The 20,345-nt window shown below is 44.7% G+C and carries 14 protein-coding genes, 1 pseudogene and 1 riboswitch; of the genes and pseudogenes, 3 read left to right on the forward strand and 12 right to left on the reverse strand.

Going from position 1 to position 20,345, the window contains the following annotated elements; all coding sequences use genetic code 11:
- Positions 1-2 precede the first annotated feature (2 nt).
- Together ACKPCE_RS06970 and rseP are read left to right on the forward strand one after the other, a co-directional pair.
- On the forward strand, positions 3-1,166 hold the full coding sequence (locus tag ACKPCE_RS06970) for a 1-deoxy-D-xylulose-5-phosphate reductoisomerase (protein ID WP_319504629.1): 1,164 nt from the start codon (positions 3-5) through the stop codon (positions 1,164-1,166).
- Between the two features lie 92 nt (positions 1,167-1,258).
- Positions 1,259-2,614, forward strand: a complete 1,356-nt coding sequence (gene rseP / locus ACKPCE_RS06975; protein ID WP_276964109.1) for an RIP metalloprotease RseP — start codon at positions 1,259-1,261, stop codon at positions 2,612-2,614.
- A 67-nt stretch (positions 2,615-2,681) separates the two neighbouring features.
- Here rseP and nrdG read toward each other — a convergent pair whose 3' ends face one another.
- The 11 genes and pseudogenes from nrdG to ACKPCE_RS07030 form a co-directional block, all read right to left on the reverse strand.
- On the reverse strand, positions 2,682-3,140 hold the full coding sequence (gene nrdG / locus ACKPCE_RS06980) for an anaerobic ribonucleoside-triphosphate reductase activating protein (protein WP_276964175.1): 459 nt from the start codon (positions 3,138-3,140) through the stop codon (positions 2,682-2,684).
- Positions 3,141-3,157: 17 nt separating this feature from the next.
- Positions 3,158-5,545, reverse strand: coding sequence for an anaerobic ribonucleoside triphosphate reductase (locus tag ACKPCE_RS06985; protein ID WP_319504630.1), 2,388 nt, complete (start codon positions 5,543-5,545; stop codon positions 3,158-3,160).
- Between the two features lie 190 nt (positions 5,546-5,735).
- Positions 5,736-5,923, reverse strand: a riboswitch (cobalamin riboswitch).
- Between the two features lie 121 nt (positions 5,924-6,044).
- Positions 6,045-6,695, reverse strand: coding sequence for a PAQR family membrane homeostasis protein TrhA (trhA, locus tag ACKPCE_RS06990; protein WP_024996829.1), 651 nt, complete (start codon positions 6,693-6,695; stop codon positions 6,045-6,047).
- A gap of 18 nt (positions 6,696-6,713) precedes the next feature.
- Positions 6,714-8,597: a DUF3858 domain-containing protein gene (locus tag ACKPCE_RS06995; protein ID WP_319504631.1), complete on the reverse strand. Its 1,884-nt coding sequence runs from the start codon at positions 8,595-8,597 to the stop codon at positions 6,714-6,716.
- 1,386 nt (positions 8,598-9,983) lie between these two features.
- Positions 9,984-10,622 (reverse strand): annotated as a pseudogene (locus ACKPCE_RS07000) (DUF3857 domain-containing protein); the annotation flags it as partial.
- A gap of 198 nt (positions 10,623-10,820) precedes the next feature.
- The gene (locus ACKPCE_RS07005) at positions 10,821-12,968 is read right to left on the reverse strand and encodes a DUF4906 domain-containing protein (protein WP_319504633.1); all 2,148 of its coding nucleotides are present in this window, start codon (positions 12,966-12,968) and stop codon (positions 10,821-10,823) included.
- 81 nt (positions 12,969-13,049) lie between these two features.
- Entirely contained in the window at positions 13,050-13,970 is a 921-nt protein-coding gene (locus ACKPCE_RS07010) for a FimB/Mfa2 family fimbrial subunit (RefSeq protein ID WP_319504634.1), read from the reverse strand.
- A gap of 60 nt (positions 13,971-14,030) precedes the next feature.
- A complete protein-coding gene (locus ACKPCE_RS07015) occupies positions 14,031-15,218 on the reverse strand; it encodes a fimbrial protein (RefSeq protein WP_319504635.1) in 1,188 nt (395 codons plus the stop codon).
- A gap of 62 nt (positions 15,219-15,280) precedes the next feature.
- Entirely contained in the window at positions 15,281-16,756 is a 1,476-nt protein-coding gene (locus ACKPCE_RS07020; protein ID WP_319504636.1) for a DUF3868 domain-containing protein, read from the reverse strand.
- A 52-nt stretch (positions 16,757-16,808) separates the two neighbouring features.
- Positions 16,809-17,384, reverse strand: coding sequence for a DUF3575 domain-containing protein (locus tag ACKPCE_RS07025; protein ID WP_319504637.1), 576 nt, complete (start codon positions 17,382-17,384; stop codon positions 16,809-16,811).
- 8 nt (positions 17,385-17,392) lie between these two features.
- The gene (locus ACKPCE_RS07030; protein WP_319504638.1) at positions 17,393-17,812 is read right to left on the reverse strand and encodes a hypothetical protein; all 420 of its coding nucleotides are present in this window, start codon (positions 17,810-17,812) and stop codon (positions 17,393-17,395) included.
- A 247-nt stretch (positions 17,813-18,059) separates the two neighbouring features.
- Between ACKPCE_RS07030 and ACKPCE_RS07035 the strand changes: the two genes are divergently transcribed.
- On the forward strand, positions 18,060-18,200 hold the full coding sequence (locus ACKPCE_RS07035) for a hypothetical protein (RefSeq protein WP_319504639.1): 141 nt from the start codon (positions 18,060-18,062) through the stop codon (positions 18,198-18,200).
- Between the two features lie 292 nt (positions 18,201-18,492).
- Here the strand turns inward: ACKPCE_RS07035 and ACKPCE_RS07040 are convergent, their stop codons facing one another.
- Positions 18,493-19,512, reverse strand: a complete 1,020-nt coding sequence (locus ACKPCE_RS07040; protein ID WP_319504640.1) for a tyrosine-type recombinase/integrase — start codon at positions 19,510-19,512, stop codon at positions 18,493-18,495.
- Positions 19,513-20,345 lie beyond the last annotated feature (833 nt).

Raw genomic sequence — 20,345 nt, forward strand, 5'->3', positions numbered from 1 at the left:
CGATGACAAAAGAGATAAAGAAGAAACAAATAGCTATACTAGGCTCTACGGGCTCTATTGGTTCACAAGCTTTGCAAGTTGTGGCCGAGCATCCTGATTTGTATGAGGTCTATGCGTTAACCGCAAATAATAGTGTTGAACAATTGATTCAACAAGCCCGTCAATTCATGCCCGAAGCTGTTGTGATAGCAAACGAGAATAAATATGAAGAGTTAAAGCAGGCTTTGTCTGGTTTACCCATTAAAGTGTATGCCGGTGTGGAAGCACTTTGCCAGGTCGTTGAGTCGGGTCCGATAGACATTGTACTTAGTGCCATGGTGGGCTATGCCGGATTGAAACCAACCATCAATGCGATCAAAGCCCGCAAGCAAATTGCATTGGCTAATAAAGAAACATTGGTTGTAGCTGGTGAGCTAATCAATTCACTGGCAAACACATACAAAGCGCCTATTCTACCGGTTGATTCTGAACACTCGGCAATCTTCCAATGCCTGGCAGGCGAGTTCGACAATCCGATTGAGAAAATAATATTGACTGCTTCCGGAGGTCCTTTTCGTACGTGTTCTTTAGAACAGCTAAGTCTGGTAAAGAAGGAACAAGCTTTGAAACACCCTAATTGGGAGATGGGAGCCAAAATTACAATTGACTCGGCTTCAATGATGAATAAAGGCTTTGAGGTTATTGAAGCTAAATGGCTTTTTGGTGTACGCCCGGACCAGATAGAAGTGGTAGTGCATCCTCAGTCGGTTATTCATTCCATGGTGCAATTTGAAGATGGCTCGGTGAAAGCGCAATTGGGTATGCCCGATATGAGGCTGCCCATACAGTATGCTTTCTCCTATCCTTATCGCATCCAGTCTTCCTTTGAGAGGATTGACTTTACCAAATGCACCAACTTAACTTTTGAGCAGCCTGATACGAAGCGATTCCGCAATCTGGCTTTAGCCTATGAGGCTATGAATAAAGGTGGAAATATGCCTTGTATTGTCAATGCGGCCAATGAGGTAGTGGTGGCTGCTTTCTTACGTGATGAAATAGGCTTTTTGCAAATGAGTGATGTAATTGAACAAACCATGTGCAAAGTCTCTTATATTAATCAGCCCGACTATGATGATTATGTGGCTACGGATGCCGAAGCCCGTCGTATTGCTGCCGGACTTATATAAATAATGAATAGAGTATAAACAAAAAATCGCTGTTAAGGTATTTGTAGCAGATTACAAGGACTTGGCGGCGGATAAAAACAATCATTTAGAAAATGGAAACATTCTTGATTCGTGCCCTGCAACTGATTATGAGCTTGTCTTTGCTTGTTATTATCCATGAAGGAGGGCATTTCCTTTTTGCACGTCTTTTTAAGGTAAGAGTTGAAAAGTTCAGCTTATTCTTTGACCCTTGGTTCTCTTTGTTTAAGTATAAGCCCAAGAACAGTGACACAGAATACAGCATTGGATGGTTGCCTTTGGGGGGCTATGTGAAAATATCCGGTATGATTGACGAGTCAATGGATACGGAACAGATGAAGCAACCCGAACAACCTTGGGAATTTCGCTCTAAGCCGGCTCATCAACGTTTGCTTATCATGGTGGGTGGAGTTTTGTTTAATTTTATACTGGCTCTGTTCATCTATTCCATGATTCTTTTTACCTGGGGTGATTCTTATATCCCCGTTCAGAAAGCAACAATGGGTATGCAGTTTAACGAAACAGCCAAGTCCATAGGATTCCGTGACGGTGATATATTGCTTTCTGCCGACGGTGAGGAACTGGTTCGTTATGACGGTGACATGCTCCGCAAAGTAGTCGATGCGCGTGAAGTAACGGTACTTCGTGGAAACGAAAAAGTATCGGTTTACATTCCTGAAGAGATGATGCAGAAGTTAATGACCGACTCTGTGAAGTTTGCCTATTACCGTTTCCCTTTTGTAATTGATTCAATTGTAGCTGCCTCACCGGCTCAATTAGCCGGCTTGCAGAAAGGCGACAGCATTGTTGCCCTGAACGGTAGTCCCGTTGCTTACTATGATTTCATGAACCAGATGGATTCGCTGAGAAAGAATAAGGCAAGCTTACAAGCAGACAGCCTGGATCCTCATCAATTGACCATTGCTTATTATCGGGCAGGTGTTGCGGATACTATTTCATTAAAAGCTGATGCTTCTTATAAGATAGGAGTGACGGCTCAAAGTGATTTAGCGAAGTTACTGCCGTCTGTAGAAGTGAAATACGGTTTCTTCGAGTCGTTCCCCGCCGGTGTAGCTCTTGGAGTAAAAACACTGAAGGGATATGTTGGCGATATGAAATATTTGTTCTCCAAAGAAGGAGCTAAGCAATTGGGAGGGTTCGGTACGATTGGAAGCATTTTCCCGGCTACGTGGGACTGGCATCAATTTTGGTACATGACGGCTTTCCTTTCAATCATACTGGCATTTATGAACATTCTTCCTATTCCAGCTTTGGATGGCGGACACGTGCTTTTCTTGCTGTATGAAATCATTGCCCGACGTAAACCTAGCGATAAATTTATGGAGTATGCACAAATGGTGGGTATGGTCTTATTGTTTGGCTTGCTTATCTGGGCTAACTTTAATGATATACTGCGGTTCTTCTTTTAATAGAGCCTGACAGAATAAAAAGAACCGTGCATGGAGGTGTTGAAACACTCTCGATGCACGGTTCTTTTTATTTTAAGCAGATGATGCGCTGATTGCTGCTTCCTCTGAAATTCAGATGCGGGGAATATAATGCCTCTTCAAAACGACCATCTATCAATACATCAATATACGGTAATAGGGCTGAGAGACTTTCTTTTGCCTCAATTTCCTCTATCCGGTAACCGGTGTAACACCAAATGTTCTGTTGCGTTTCTTGTTTGACTCTTTGTATAAGGGATAGAAATGCAGCCGGATTGTAAAAAGGGTCTCCTCCCGAAAAGGTAACCCCGTCTAATAAAGGATTGCCGTTGATTTCCCGAATGATATTTGCTGTCAACTCCTCCGTCAACGGTTGTCCGGCTTGCGGATTCCAACTATCCGGATTGTGACAGCCACGGCAACGGTGAGCGCACCCGGCCAGATAAATAGCATAACGGATGCCCTCGCCATCAACAATGGTTTCAGGATAAGTCTGCAATAAATACAACATAAAAGATATGCAGCTTAATGATGTTTAACCCTGTCTTTCTCTTCCGCACGCTTGGCCGAATTCCATGAATTCAAATCTCCGGTCAGGTAGCCCGTAATGCGCCGCATACGCAGAATGTTCTCACTTTGGCAGACAGGACATTTATCGTATATAACGCCTTTGTATCCGCACGCATGACAGGTATCTACCGGATGATTGATGGAACCGTAACCAATGCCTTCATCGTGCATTACTTTTACGATTTTGGCTACGGCTTTTATATTTTTCTGTGCTTCACCGTCCAGCTCCACATAGGTTATGTGTCCTCCCTTGGTGATGGCGTGGAAAGGCGCCTCGCACTTTACCTTATCCATGATGCTGATAGGCTCCTTAACATCTACATGGAAAGAGTTTACATAATAATCCTTATCGGTTACCCCCGGAATAATTCCGTATTTTCGTCGGTCAATTCGGGTAAACCGGCCCGATAAGCCTTCGGCCGGAGTGGCTAATACAGAGTAATTGAGTTGATACTTGGCTTTGTATTCCTCAGCAACTTTATTGATTTCTTGTACCGCTTCATACAGCGTATTCCATGCTTGGGTGTTGTGTCCGTGTCCTGCACCGTAAAGCGCCATCATGGCATTGTGTCCGCCAATGAAACCAATTCCCAGTGTTCCGCTACGCAGCACGTCGCCCACTTCTTCATTAGGTTCCAATGCAGCTCCGCCTTTCCATACATCATTGCCCATCATGAACGGAAACTGACGAGACAGGGCGGTGCGTTGATATTGGTAACGCGTGTAGAGCTGGTCGGCAACCAAGCAACTCATTTGACGCACCGATTCGATAAAGTATTCTTTTGCTTTTTGCTCGATCGCATCTTTGTTGCCGCTCTCTTCCATGTTTTCGGCTTTGATCCGTGCCTCCATAGCAAGTCTGGGCATGTTGATGGTTGTAAACGATAAGTTTCCACGTCCGAGAGAAGACTTTTCTCCTGCTATATTTTCATAAACGCGCGTGCGACATCCCATAGTGGCTAGTTCATAACGGTAGCGTTTGGGATCGTTGGCTTGCCACTTATCGTTTGTGTTATAAGGAGTATCCAGGAACATGAAATTAGGGAAAAGAGCTTTAGCCGTTGTGCGGCATGCTTTCAAGAACAAGTCAAAGTTACGCGCATTAAACTGCATGTTACCGTCGATAGCTTCTTCAAAATTCTCCATGGCTCGTTTGTAATCCTGCTCTGAGTAAGAAACTCCGTCTTTTACTTTGAATATCTGTATCGGGAATACAGGCACTTCGCCTCGTGCCCCCAACCCTTCTGTTGTTGCTTTCAATAGTTCTTCAATAACCATGCGACCTTCGGCCGATGTATCTGTGCCGTAATTGATAGAGCTAAATACTACCTGATTACCCCCACGTGAATGCATGGTATTGAGGTTATGAATAAATCCCTCCATTGCCTGATGCGTGTCCTTGCGTGTTTGGGCGTATGCTTTTTCAAAAATCATATTCATGGCCGGTAACTCAATGGTGACTCCTGCGTCGGCCAATGCCTGGCACAGCTTGAGGCGTCCTGCCGAATCAGTATCTATTGAAGATGCATGTTGCGATACACATTCTTTTATCTCAGCATGCTGCGTATGGTTGGTTAGCAGACTGATGTAAAAGTCTATACCCGACATTAAATGCTTAATGAAAGACTTGTAAACCCCTTTGGCCATAAAGAAGTCAAAAGCCGGAATGGCTTGTCCGCCGTGTTGCTCGTTTTGATTTGTCTGGAAGATGATGGTTGCCAGTGTGGCGTAACTCTGTATGCTTTGTGGAGTTCGTATGCTTCCGTTTTTAGTGCGGAAACCCCGTTCAAACAAATCATCCATATCATACTGTATGCAAGTGGTGGTCTTGGTTGGATAGTAGTCGAGGTCATGAATGTGTATGTCGCCCAACTGATGTGCTTCAGCAAAACGTTTGGGCAATAGGTAGCGGTACGTATAATCTTTGGTCACCTCCGAGGCAAACGTCATCATTTGTCCGGCGGGAGTGTGGCTCGACATGTTGGCATTGCTCAGGTTGATATCGTTTTTGTCGATGGCCACAATGCCATCCATGATATGCTTCATCTGAGTTTTCTTGTCACGTTCTGTGTTTCGCCATTCTCTGTAAATAATATACTTCTTGGCAACTTCGGGGCGAACTTTCATGAGCTCCTTTTCTACCAGATCCTGAATAGCTTCGACAGAGATTGTGGAAGATGTAAAATGGGCAATTACCTGCATGGTAATATCAGCAATCAGTTTGTCTTCGTTCGTTATGCCCGTGGCATTGAACGCTTTGGTGATTGCATTTTTAATCTTGCTGATGGAAAAATCTTCTTTTTTCCCATCTCTTTTAACGATAGAAATCTCAGCGTAATTCATAACTTATGCTTTAATAAATAAGTAATCTTTTTACTCTCAGGAGTATGATTACGCTGCGGGGTAGTGAGGCAGTAAGGTGATGCTTGTGCATACCAAACAGGATGAGTTGTGACACATCATTCTCTTGTTTGTTCAATGTGCATGAGCATTGACGAAGAACTTCACTGGCTTTAACTCCCGAAAGCGTAAATATTCCATGATTGTTTTGGCAGGTCTTCTGACTTATCTCTCCTCTGAAACGCCTTCCCATATTTAATAGATACAGTGGCATGTATGTCTCAGATTCACAGAGAATTACAGCAGCGGGCACTGTTGCCGATTTACACGGCATTCCCTTTTACTAAACCTCTTTTTAGTACCAGAACTGTTACAAAGGTAATGCTTATTGCAATATCTTGTAGCGTAGTGAGTGTTAAAATTGAAACCGGAAACGGATAATTTTTCTTTGGCCCTGATTATCAAAGTTTTCCGTTTTGGAAAACTTTGATAAAGTTTTGGCTTATAAAATTTTCCAAATAGCTAAGATGTGGCATACACTTCCCAGCAAAATAAAGAGGTGAAAAACAAAATGCATGTACTTCACTTTGCGGAGTGAATAAAACAAGGCTCCTATGATATAAGAAACCCCGCCGCCGATGAGCCACCAGAGTGCCGCCATGGAGTGAATGGTTTCCAGTGAATCCGACAGGGGTTTGAGTGCCACTAATATGGCGGATCCCATTGTTACGAAACAGATCGTTTCCAGGTGACTGTGTTCTTTTAATTTTCTGAAGCTAAGCAGGGTACCGGCCAAGCAAGCCAACCACACGAATGTGAAAACTCCCCAGCCCCAATAACCGGCATCGCGTAGTACCAGTAAAGTGAAAGGCGTGTACGTGCCGGCAATGTGCCAGTAAATGGCCGCATGATCTGCCTTGCGAAGCAAATCTCTTCGTTTTCCCGGATCACTGCTGTGGTACAGGGTGGAGGTAATATAAGAAGCCAGCATTCCGAATAAATAGGTGGTGACACAAGCGGAGGCCCAAGAGTCAGAGCTGTTCTCCGCTTTGTGTAATAAGAAATAACCAGCAATCAGTCCCATGAATATGCCTACTCCATGGGAGATGCTGTTGGCCAGCTCTTCGCCGGCAGTATATCTTTTTGTTGTCATTTGAAGAGTTTGAACGTTTTATTCCTTCTTTAAAACAATCTTTCCTCCATAAAGGTCGGATATTGTTTGGGCAAAGTTAGCGAACTCTTCGTATGTATTGGCCGGGAATTTCCCTTTTTTTAGAAACAATCTTTGTCGTACGCATATCTGTGTACCTTTGTTTTCGATAGATGATTCGAAAGAGCCGAATCGGCAACTGACGGATGTGGGTTTGGGCATTGCCTCCAGTACGAAACCTTCGGGTAGTGTAATAAGCACACTGTCGGTGTCAGCATATCCGTATTTGATGTATATGTCACTGGTGCGTTTTTCTTGTTTGGGAACAGTGAAATAGTTTCGGAAAAGGTTGGCCGGAATGAATAACCTGTTGCCCGTTTTATTCCCAAATTGCTGGCATTCGGTTTGAAACTGAACATCTATTTGCGGATTAGCCTGCTTGCTTTCCTGAATGGATATGTTGTTGACACTGGCTTGCGTCAGTCTGATTTGCGAACGTAACAAATCTTTCTGTTCATCGGGTTGCATGTGCGTAATGGCCGACAGGTGCTCATACTGAAACAAGTCGCACTTCTGTGTAGTCTGGATGTGCGCTTTTCCATTATTATCGAGCGTAATTTGTGCGGTACGTATTTGCGTATTCACAGAGTCGGGATAGGAAGGTAAAGTGCATAACTCACCTCCGTTCTCTTTGATCAGAATGGCATCATGCCCGGCAATATCACTATGGATGTATCCCAAGGGCAGTTGGGCATTGGTGCACTCCAGCCAAAGGGTTTCTTCTTTCAGAGGTACTTGCAGGATGACGTGATTCATTTGTCCCACACTTGCAAAATCCTTCAAAAGCTTTACCCTATCAGTACTTATTACAGTGTAATTAGAGTTAATGCCCACTTCTTGGAGCATGGCTTTGAGGTAGTTGGATAGTGCTTTGCAGTCGCCAAATCCGGTTTTGTAAACGTTGGTTGCCGGAGTTGGCTGCAAACCGCCAATTCCCAACTGTATGCTTACATATCGGGTGTTGGCCGCCAGGTAATCATAAAGCACTTTGACTTTTTCCTTTTCACTGTTGCAGCCGGATGTTAACTGGTGAATTTTTTCTTTCAGCTCGGGAGGCAGTATGTCTCTGTCTTTCAGCAAAGCATATTGCCAGTTGCCGTATGACTTCCAAGTGCTCATGTCACCTTGGCTACCGTCGAATATAAAGTTGTCGGGACCGAGGTAAACAATGGGAATCAATGCTTCCAGTGGTGCTCCGTATAATTCTTTCTCGATAGCTTTGAGGTTCTTAAAAGAAATTTCGCTGTATGTAGCCCCTTTAGGAGTTGTTTTGGATTGAAACTTATTGCCTGAATTCAATATTTTGGTACGGTATGTAACCTCAGCTGGCACGTGCAGGCGGTAGTTGGCCTCCACGACCGATAGGTTAAACCGACTCTGCGGTACAAATGACGGAAAGCTAATTAGTCCGTTTTTATACTTTATTTCCCATTCATACTTTACGGTATAGGGATACTGACCTATATTACATTCAAAGAAATACATGTAATCATCGGTGGTAAGTCCCGATGAATATTCAGACATCTTTAACTCGGACTTTTTGATTTTCCGTATCAGATTGCCTGCCCGGTCGTAAACCTCTCCGGAGAATTTATTCAGTGAACTAAACTGATCGCACATACACAGAAAATGCGCAGCCTCTTTTCCTTTCTCGTCAAGAACGGTAACGGTATAGCTCTCTTTTTTGAGAGCGTTTGTTGCCGATTCACATATAAAATCAATTTCATTACTCTGTATAACGGCATAGGCTTTTTCGGTTATTTCGGCCGGAAAAGATGTTTTTATTTGAGCTTTTACGGAAAAACAAATCCATAAAAGCCCAAAGATGGCAAGGTATTTATTCATACTCTTTCTTTACAGTGTTTTTTTCTTTAAAACGATCATCTCATTGTTCTTATTGACTATTGTAGCCCAGAATTCTTTCAGGAGGTCGTACTCCTCAACTCCGAAGAATATTCTGTTCATGTTGAAAATATAAGTCATCAGAATACGGTTGTCGACTACCTGCACCAGATAACGACAGGCACCTCCTTCATTATCCATGCTGAATTGCACTTGCTTAGGCAACTCTTCTACCTGATAGCCTTCGGGAATAGTTAGTGAATTTGAGATTCTTAAAGAGTATGGATAGGGCATTTCCACCGGTAGCTTTCGGTTTTCTTGCATATAAGGGTTGGTGCTGATGTGCTTAAATACCATTGGGTTTATGTAGATATACTCATCGGTTGCGGACGCCTGTTTGGTGAATGAAATTTTTTCTCTGATCTGCGAATTGAAATCTTCCTTACTGTCTTGTTGGTATTGGAGAATCTTGAAGTCATCTTCGGTTTCCAAATTGGTTATGAAGGCGGTGCTGTCTTTGGCGGCATTCATCCGTTTGCGGTGCCGACCGGCAAATTGTCCGCTGTAAACGGTGTTGCGTTCGCCTACAATGCTTCCGTCGGGCATGATTGTGGCGCTGATCAGGGCGCGTACCTGACTTTCGCAAACTCTGTTTAGTGCAAACCACTTTGTTTGGTTATTGGTTGCACTAACCAAACGTGCCCTGTCGACCAACAATATGGGCGGTAACACATTGAGATAGCCGCAAGTGATGGAGCCGTCGAGGAAAACTTTGGTGCTATCAGTCTCTTGCGCGGCCACAACAAAGGTGTTTAGTTTCTGAATAGAGGGGTGTGTATACGGCAAAACACCTCTGTCTCGGGCGCTCATCACAAGAGGATCGCATGCAACGCCTGCTTCGCGAAGCATACTCATCAGAATGAAATTGATATCGGCATTACTGCCTGATCCGGTTTTGATAACCTTAGAGATGTCCTTTCCATACAAGGCGTAATTTTCGTTCCAAGCAATCTTCTTCTTTAGCAGGCAGAAGATGGCTGCAATTTTGTCTTTGGTGCTCATTTGTGCGAGATTCATACTTCTCATCTCTTCCCTGAAGGGGTTTTTGAGTTTCAATAAACCACCAAATTCCTCGTCTTCCAGCAACAGTTCATCAATCTTCTCCCAAGTAGTGGTGAAGGGCTGGTAAACAGATCCCGGGAAGTCGAGCCCCAACAGTTCAAAGATAATTTGAGCTTTGTAATCGTCTGCGCACCAAACTTGTGAGTCGTCTTTTATAGCGGGCAGATTTTTGCCTACAAATATAATGTTGCGGGCGGTAGCGTGTACGGGTTCGGCTTGATAAGCGGCTCCACCCTGAACGGTATACGTTACCGGCACAGATTCGTCGGTGGTTTCAATCCGGTCGGAACCACGCATCTCCATGTTGAATTTAAAGTACTGCGGAATGGTAATGTCGTACTCATTGTAAACAACCGGCAGTTCGCCTTGCATAACCCATGTGGGTAACTGGTAATAAAAGTCCGACAGTACCTTGTATTTATATTCAATGACGCTACCTACTTTCACGTTGGGAATTGAGAACTTTACCTGCATGTACTTATCGCTGACCCTTTCTTTGAATATGTACTCTTTCTTCATCTTGGTTTTAACCTCTTTGCCGTTTTCCAGATTATAGGAAAAAGCATCAATGTCAATCACCACCTCTTTCATGGTGTTTTTACTGCTATCATAATAAGGTATGGTTACGTTGGCGTAGCTCGTTCCGTCACTCTTTAAAATCTTTGTTTTGTTTTCAATGTTATAACAGATGCGAAACTTGTTGCCGATGTACTCGTAGAGCGTCCTTCCTTTTTTGTACAATACAACGGCACTGGCTGTGCTGTCATTGCTATAAGAACTCATGAGCAGTTCGTCGTTAGTTACTTTACCAAATTTGGTACTTAGTTCTTGTGCGGCTATTGCTGTGCAGCATTGAATGAGGACTAGCAGCGCAATAGCCTTTTGTAAACAGATTGTTTTGTTCATAAAATCAGTCTTCTTAAGATTAGAAGGTCTAAATGTAAGTATTAATATTTGAAAACAAAGCTTTCAAAGGATAAATTTTTCAGTTATGCTCTTTTTTTATAAAAAGTTCCCCGCACACTCGTGCAGGGAACTTACAAACAAAACAAACAAATACCGTGATTCACATCATGAGTTTATCTTTGGTTAACCAGTTTTTATCTATTCTTGGACGCACCGCACCGAAAAACCGTAAGCACGATAGTTGCCGTATGCGGGGCTCACGCCGCCACTCGAACCGAAGCTCAGGCTGTATCCGTACGTAGAACTCGGCGAAGCCGACCAATAGTAACCGTTAGTACCTACGGTGCTGAACGCACCCGTACTGTAGTCCCGGTAGCCGGAGGCAGGATAATAAGTTTCTACCCCAGCGCGCGTAAATTTATATCCTTTATAAGTTGTATTATAGATACCGCCGTAAGTAACACTACTACCTGACAAATCCGTATAAGAATTAGAAAACGTAGTCCCACTAGGATTATTCCAATACCGCCAAGGTGAGTAATCGGTTGAAGAAGGAGTACCTGCAGCACCGTAATAAGCAGGTACACGCCAGCCTGCGGGGCAAGGATCAAAAACCGTTTTTGCAGCGGTTGACTGAGCATTCCATAAATACAAAGTAGCATCACCGCCACCGGACCAATTACTACTACCTTTTATAAAATGGGCTGGATATCGTATTGACTGTGTAAGCCCCGTAGTGGTTGCAAATTGTATAGTCTCACCGGAAAGAGTTGGTTCTGCGGTTGTCCATGCAGAACTATTAGGAAATGGATCTTTCCTGCCCCATTGGTAAAGTAAACCTTTAGAACCGGCATCGGTAGCATTATAATCGTTTCTGGTAGCCCCTAGGTTTCTGTCCATAAAGACATAATTACGGTAACCGTTGTTTATAGTGTAGGTATTACTTGAAGGATTATAATCTGTAACCCAAATATGCCATGACCAAAGTACGTTGGAGCCATTCTTTATCTGTACCACTGCATTACCACCAGTACCCACAGGAGTATTGGCCGTGACCGTAAAACGCCCCGCAGGGCCTGTACCGGTTTGGTTGCTGACACTGACCAATCCTGCGGTACTTTCCCAAAGTACACTGGCAGTCCATGTGGTACCGGAGAGAATCTGGTAATATGTACCATTGGTTAGCGTGGCTCCCGTAATGGCAATGGGGCTTTCATTGGCACGCTCCACGGGAATGGTAACTGCTGTGCCCGGAGCAACCATATAACAATTGGCATTACCCCCCACTATAACAGGCGTAGTTTGCTCAACCGTAACCCGTGAATCCGTGTCATTCCGCTTTAACGTAATGGTATATGTATAACTGCAATTACGCTTCATATTAAAGTTTGCGGTATTATCAGCACCTAAGTAAACCTTCCAAGTAGCTTTGAATCCTGAGCCTTCACCGTTTATCACCACATAGGTGGCACTATCCGGTGCATTAGCCTTTATCTTTTGATTTTGTGCCGCAATACTGCTGTTTACCCCCCGGCGATTCTCAAACATATAAAAAGTTGTGTTCACGCTGCTGGCACCACCTGCATCAATCAGCCCACTATTAGTCCAGTGGGACTCAGTACTTGTATTATTTGGTTCTGTACCTGTTTCGCCGGCAGTGTCAATTTTTGAACCTTCGGTTGTGAGCGGACGATTGATATAGTAAGAATTAACAGGCAGGCTACATATCTTATAATTGGTGATGGTTATGCCGCTGGCGTCTGCCACACCAATAGCTAGTTTTACCTTAGCGGCCAGGCGGCTTACTGTCATACCGCCTGTAAGCGTACTTTCGCCCGGATCAATATCAAACGGCTTACTACCCGTCATGAGCAAGTAGTTAGATGTCCCCATACTGTTCCAGGAAGCGATGTTAGTCGTTAAGTCTTTTAATTTTGGTTCTGTAGAAACAACTGTTCCGTCAAAAAGAGCCGAATTGCCTGTATTGGCAATGGCATAGATGGTGCAATCTGTGCCACTGCGGGCAGTCACGGTGTAAGGCGCTTCCGTTTGATAACTTTTGCCCGTTAGTTCCCCTGCACTGTTGTATACTAGTATGTGCAGGTCATGGATGGTGCTGTCGTTTATAGCACGGGTAGAGATCTGATCGGTAGTGTTTGCTCGCACGTTCAGTCGGATAACGGCAAGTTCACCTTCGGAGACTTCCGGTTCACCGCCCGGCACAACTTCCTGTGAGCAACCGTTCAGACAAAGCAATACCCAACCGATGCAAAAGAACGGGTAGAACAAACCGTATAGTGTGCCTGCTATTCTTTTACTTCGATATCTCCAAACAGTTCTTTGCATAATTCATTTATTCTCCCGAATCCAAGCATCGGGTGTTTTGTTTGCTACTTGCTTCTGATTGTTTCTCTTTCTTCTTATGCGTTACATCTCCGTTTCCTGACCGGTGCTGCCCCAGGGAAGCACACTAACACTGACAAACATTCGCGCGTAACGGAAATCCACACTGATGTAGGTTTCCTTGCCCGGATTGGCTCGGAGCAGATTTCCTTCATCATCCGTGGTAATGGTGAACCGTTTTTCACCCTTGCTATACAGATCTACAAATATACGGCCGTCATCCTGTGTAGGAAACACCCTGAAAAGCGGTGCCACCCATTCATCTTTGCCGCTTACCGCAGTCATGGTCGGGGCATAACCCGCCTCCTGCCCCAACGGTTCACCCAGAAAGCTGAGTGCGGTACCTATGCCACGCACCACAAGATGGAGGGGTTCATCCGAACCGAAGTACTCGCGGGCATGACCGATTTTGACGGCTAGTGCGGCAGAAAGTCGCTCCATTACCAGTTTTACGGTATCACTCTGCATAGCCCGGGTGCTTGTTTCACCGGTCAACACCCGACGGGCATAAAACAGATCGGTAACAGGCAGGTTATAACCTGTACTGCTTTGCAACAACTCGACTTTTGCGTCTTCCAACGATGTGCCCACTGCCGGTGAAGGCAGTTTCAGACTGTCACCCTTTAAATTGCCCCAAGCCACGAGCGTAAGGGCTTTACTCTTTTCGGTACCGAAAAGGAAGTCAGAAGAACTTCCTTTGGGAACCATACGGAGAAAGCCGTTCTGGTCAAAGAGATAGATGGCCATGGAGGTAATGATTCCCGAAGAGGTCACATCCTCACCCGAAGGAGTGACCGCCCGGAGTGTCAGTTCATACTGCACGCAGGCATCCGTCTCTTCACTGATGCAACTGTAAAGCAGTGAAGCAAAGCAAAAGAGCAAAAGGATGCGTACCGGTCGGGCAGCACGTATCTTGAGCCAAAGCACTGTCAAAAGACATCTCATGGGGTCTTCATTGGGTTAGCGTAATTTTATTCTTTATCTATGTCTGTAAACCTGAGAATATCAATCAAAAGCAACAGTCTGTGTATAAGGGGTCCAGCTCGTTACAGTAACTGTTACGGCTAAAGAAGCCGGGTTAATGTTGTCTGCGGGAGAGGCCACTCCCTTGCTGCGAATTGTTATTTCCAATTGGTATTTCATGCTTCGGGCAATGGTTCCTGTTTGACCGGTAATATTAGTCGTACCGTCATTTATCGTAGTACCTGTCTGATTTTTATTAATAACAACGGGATAAAACACGTTTCCACTGTTAGTTTCGTCATTAAGATCACCGTCACCATCCGTATCAAAAGTTCCCTGAAGAACCAGCGTAGTAGGATATGAAGAGTTTTCGTTGGGAAAAACGTAAAAATAATAATAATTGACTGCATCACTGTAATTATGGGTACCGGTCACAAGTGCATCCCAACCGCTTGCAGCAGTGCTGTTCAACGAAGCCAATGTGGTAAGTCCGGCATCCCAGGTAGCGCCGCCACCTGTCAGGTAGTTTGTTGCACCGAGCACACCGTCGGGCTTGGTATCAGCATAGCCTCCCGTTGCAGGTTTGACAGTACTTAACGCATTGCGTACAAACACATTGGTTAACTTGAAAACTGATGCGGAATAAGCACCCGTACTACTGAAATCAGTCGCAATTTTCTTCACTATCACACGAGAGACCAAACGACTCAGGGCAACCGAAAGGGTATTTGCGGAAGAAGCCCCCCCCGGGGTGAGTGTGAAAGTAGAGGCACTGGCATCTTTTAATACAGCTCCTGACATCGGCAAATTGGCTGAAGTCTGAGCATCGCCCAACGAGAAAGTTTGAAGAAGGAAGTCATCTCTCGTGGTGACACCTGCAAAATGTCCCGATGGGGCATTGGCTACAACAATAGCCGAACAAACGGTTTCGGCACTCAAAGGACAGTCAAAAGATAATGTTGTAGGATTTTCCTCTTCCTTCTCTTGAATGGTAAGCACGGCTCCGCTGGCATTATTGAAAACAGCTACCGTCAGTCGGTTAATCTTCCGCTCAACAGTAGTATTGTCATCTGGTTCTGTGGTGCCTGTGGCACGGGTGGCAGGATTCACGCTTAATACCACTTTGGCAATGTCGGATTCTTCCGTACTCGGAATAGGATCCGTATTGCCGGAACAAGCAGAAAGAATGATTGCGCAAAAGGCAGTCATCAGATAAAAGTTCTTTTTCATAACAATCTGGTTTTCTGATTTAATTTTAATACTATGGAATTATCTATTTTTATCGTTCTTAATTATTCTTTCTTACGCAGTAGTTCCAATGCCTCTTTCGCCTGAGGGACTCCTGCAGCTGCGGACATCTGAAGATATACCTCCGCCTTGTCGCGGTTGCCCTCCAGTAGATACAAGATACCCATGTTGTTGTAAGCAATCGGTAGGGTGGCATGTTTCTCCAAATAAGCACGGGCTTTCACCGCATCGCGTTTGCTCAGTGCCACGGCAGCTGCATTGATAGCAGCCTCGGGTGAGTCGGGGAATAAACGGGTAGCCAGATCGAATGCATCGTTGTATTCGTTGCTGCCTTTGGGATAGCTCTGTGCCACGGCAAAAAATTCGGAGAGCTTCAAACTGCGCGAACCCATCTCGAACAGGCGGCGACCCTCGGCTGTTTCCATGTTGCGCTCGGTGTAGCTGATGGCATATTCCACCCGGCGAACCTGTGGAAAGATGCGATCACACAGGTAGCGGTACGAGGTTCCGTCGGCCAGCTGCATCAGCATGCGTTCGCGGCCTTTAGTCAGTTCCACCGTATTAATAATGTCTGACACAGCATGTCCCAAAGGCATATCAGACCCGGCAACGAGTGTACGAATGGAGTCCCAGTCTTCCGCTACCCAACTGACGCGGATGGGTAAGTTACCGGCAAGGTAGTTCTCACGCAAATAGTCTTTGAGTGCCAAAGCCCGCAGAGAAGCAGCCTTTTCGTTCTTGCGGTAGTTACCTCTGGGGGTACCGTAACCCGTAACGTTAAGTTCCGTAACAGTGACTCCGTTACGTTTCTGAAGTGCCGCTACCGCCTCACGAAGACGGAAGTATATTTCGTAGTCCAGTTTTTCATCCGAAAGGTTTCTCAGCTTCTGATCGCCGTAAAAGGAGATAGTACCCCGGCTTACATTTAGAGTATCCGGGCTTTGCGATAAAGTGATGATGTTTCCCAATGCCAGGTAGCGTTCATCAATGTCTTTGCCCATGGCGGAAGTACGGGCTTTGGGTGCGGGGATGGCATCGGCGATCTTATCTTCGGTAGTTAAAGCGGGTTTGCCATTGCAACCGCACTCCTGGGTGCGAAGAACCAGTACGGCATCTTTCATCCAATCGCTGTAGGGTACTTGTACCTTATAAGAGAAATGACGAACCGAACCGTGATCATCTTTGATTACCACCGAGGGAGCGTTTGTGCGTTGGATGTTTTTCCCTTTGGAAAGCACCCGGCTGCGGTTATAAACTTTCTGCTTCAGGGGACCGTTGAGCAGGATGGAAGGCAGTTCCAGACTCTGCCCGGAGGCTTGCAAGACAGGGGTTAGAGTCAGGGACTCGTCCGAAGGCAGTTTCAGGTCACGGTAACTGATCCCCATGCTCACATGAAGTTTACCCGAAGAGACGGACAGTTCCTTATCGGTAATCCGCAGCTGTCCCTTATAGGCCGGCTGGCAGTAGGCGCTCCCGCAAACAAGCAGGAAGAGCAGCAACGCAATTGCATTCTTTTTCATTGTCGTCAGATATATCGTTCTTATTTATTTTGTTTATCACTCTTTGTTTTCCTTATTTTAATAGGTAAACCACCGAAACAGCTGCTTTGGTGGGACCCAGATAATATTTATAACCCGAGCCGGTCTGCTCCCCGCAATGGGCGCAGCGATAACGCGTGTAACTCGCGCGCACCCAGCCCGCACCAATCTGGGCTTCGATGCCCCAGCGGGGAGAAAGCACCCACTGGTAACCGTAAGATAACCCCGCACCGACAGCTCTTCCCTCGTAACGCCACGAACGGGTGCCTTTATAAAGGGCCAGACCCAGCGGCAGATCCGTATCACCCACATTATATTCACCAAGGAGTGCATGCAATCCCACAAAGTGACCGCTGAAAGGTTCGCAACGCCAAAACCGGAGTTCGGGCTGTACCAGCCAGTGTTTGAAACGACGTGTACCGCCCGAGGAAAACGGGTTGTAATGGGTCGTCACATCCAGGCTGATTCGTCTGCCCAACTTGAGCTCCGCTCCCAGGTTAGGGGAAGCCACCGCATCGGCGGCCAGGTTGCTTTTGAAAGCCAGAACCTGGCCGCAGGCAGGCATCATGCAAGCAAGAGAGAATACGAACCCTATTATTGTTTTTTTCATTTATTCTTTTATTCCTCATTCTTTTCGCCCAAGGGTGAATCGGGCAAAACTATTTCCGTCAGATTGATATCCGACAAAAAATGACAGGTTACATAATTGGCTACACCTAAACGCCTGCCGGCAGATCCGTAACGATCATAAATATCCTTTCCCCCTTCAAAGTAAAGATGAATTTCACCATTCGTTAATCGCAAAACGTCACATAGCGTAATCTGCCTAAGAGGTCTTGTGAGTTCGTAGCGTCCACAAAATACTCCTTGCTCATTCTCAGTAGCAGCACGAATCAAACCGGCACTGCACAACCTATCAAGCAAAATTGCATTACCGGATTCATCATCTGCACTATCTTCAGCATCAAAAATAATTTCTGAGCCGTTGCTGATCTGCTTTAATAGGGTAATAACCCTGATCATCTTGTAGGTTAGCATAGAGACTGTTATTTAGTCATATATAATCTTAATAATTAACACATGAACCACACTGAGACCTTTTAGTCTGTTACTTCCAAGGTAACGGAAAAGTAAGGCAACAATACATGGAAGGTTGTCTGAAGATGTGTTCGATATACGAGACATTACCCCGATGAACAGAGAACGAGTGCATCGGGGAGGGGGATTTGTATTTATCAAGGAAAGAAAAGACTATTTTTCATCATTGAAAAATTCATCCATGCACATGAAAGCCTGTTTAGAGAGTAAAAAGAAGGAGAATATAGAAACGGAAGCACTGGATGTGTTATTCTTTTTTAAAAAAACAAAAAGATCAGCAGCAGGCAAATGTCATTTGTCTGCAATTCATAAACAGATTGTTTTATAGATAATTAAACACCATAAAACACAGAATAAACCATCAAAAAACAGATTAAAGGAATTATTTGGGGAATTTTCAAGGTATATGATTTAAATTTATCGTGATTTTGTTTGGTTGATAATGAAAATATTTCAATATTTGCACCGAGAGTCCTTTCCGTTACCTTGGAAGTAACAGTTCTTACGAACCAATCATAACACACCTAATTATCAACTACATAAACTCTTATAGTTATCACTGCCCGCTCAATTCTTTCCAAAAGAATGCCATCTTTGCTCTGAAAGTCCGTCGACTTTTTTTAATCGTAGCCCAACTTTTGAAAATCGCAGGCCGACTTTTGAAAATAGTTCGCCTGCGATTGCGGGTGTTTACCCGATAATATCAGATCAATGATTTTACGGTTGGCACGACTAAGCGTGCGGTTATCAAAGGAAGCCAGATAGGTATAGGTTACTTTCTCCGAAGAGTGCCCCAGCGATTCGCTGATTACAGCCACCGGTATGCCCTGACGATATGCCGCCGTAGCCCACGAGTGACGCGCCACATAAGAGGTCAGGTTGACTTTTAAGCCCAATAATACCGAAAGTTTGTGCAGGTGTAGGTTGTAGCGCCGCAAGGCGTTTTGGTACTGGCGGTAGCCTCCTCTACCCTCTTTGGTAAGAACGGGAAGCAAGTAAATGCTGCCTGAAGCTTTGGTTGCGTATTTGCGCAGTATTTCCTGTGCGCAGGGTTCTACCTCCACAGTCAATAGACGCCCTGTCTTGCTGCGCCGGTAGCGAAGCATCCCCCGGCTAAGGTCGCTCTTGCGCAGACGGATAAGGTCTACAAAAGGAATGCCACGCAGGTAGAACGATAGCAAAAACAGGTCGCGGGCGGTTTCGAGTGTGGAGGTTTCACTTAAATCCAGCTCCCGTAGGCGACGGATAACCGAGGGGTTAACGGCCCGTTTCTCCGAACTGTCAGTACCAGTAAAGACTTCATCGAACAGGCCTGAAGCAAGGCGAGTGATTTTACGGCTTACAGCCTGGTTACAAACAGAGCGCAACATGCGCATGTAAAGCGAAACGGTGTTGCGCTTACACCCTTGAGTTAAAAGCTGCTGTTCGTAATGTTTCAATAGGCCGGGGGTCAGATCGGTAAAAGTCAAACCGTCGTTACCTGTAAATTCCAAAAGGCGGTTCAGCGAACTACGGTAAGCACGTGCCGTACCGTGACGACCGCTTTGCTCAAGCTCTCCGGTCAATAAGGAGACAAAGTAGGTGAGTGTTTTCATTTGTTTGTTTTGTTTGTTTGATGCCAATACATTCTTTTCCATCATAATTGGGTTGCCATTAAACATTGATTATACAATAGTAACAACCAGACATACAAAGGCAAAAACAGACCTGTCAGGGTATTAACACCAAATAATTGAATAATGAGAAAAGAATAGTTCGTTTTTTTTATTCATTGCACCTCTTGTCTTTGCAAGTGCAACCAAATAAAAAGAACCAGCGAAGATAGAAAAAAAACGGCAGAACTATTCAAGAATCAAAGAGGCTGAAAAAGTTCAGTTAACCATATAGCAGAACTAACTTTACAAATTCCTCCCTTTACCTCTTTAATTAGCCAAATCTTGTCAAGAGCAGGTTTATGCATTATTAACTAATAAAGCAGGGAGCAACAATCATCAGCAAGACTTTGGCAAAACATAACCAACTTTTTGAAAAACATAACCGCCGATTTTAAAAAGATAACGAGCAATTTGAAAAGATAAACCGTCTTTTGGGTCATGAGAAACCGTCTCCCGACCAAGAGACGGTTTCTCGCGGACCTTTTGCTACCGTGCAAATGGCAATAAGCAACCGTCTCCGCGAAAAAATGAACGGCACATAACGAAAAAAGGCAGGAGTTTGAGCTCCTGCCTTTGCGCCTATAATAATTTGAATATACTATAAGATTATAGGTACAAAGATAATACATTATACTGTCAATTCCAAGTCATTCGATCTTTTATTTGTTAGCAACAATCACACAATTATCTGTTGTACAATCCATGCTATTCAAACTAACAGAGACAGAACGATTTTTTGCCGTTTTTCATCAAAAAGCACTCGAAATAGCCTAAACGTCGTCGTCTTTTTAGTTAAATTGGAGTTAATGAATCTATAC

The sequence above is a fragment of the Bacteroides graminisolvens genome (genome assembly GCF_963666085.1).
Lineage (GTDB): Bacteria > Bacteroidota > Bacteroidia > Bacteroidales > Bacteroidaceae > Bacteroides > Bacteroides graminisolvens.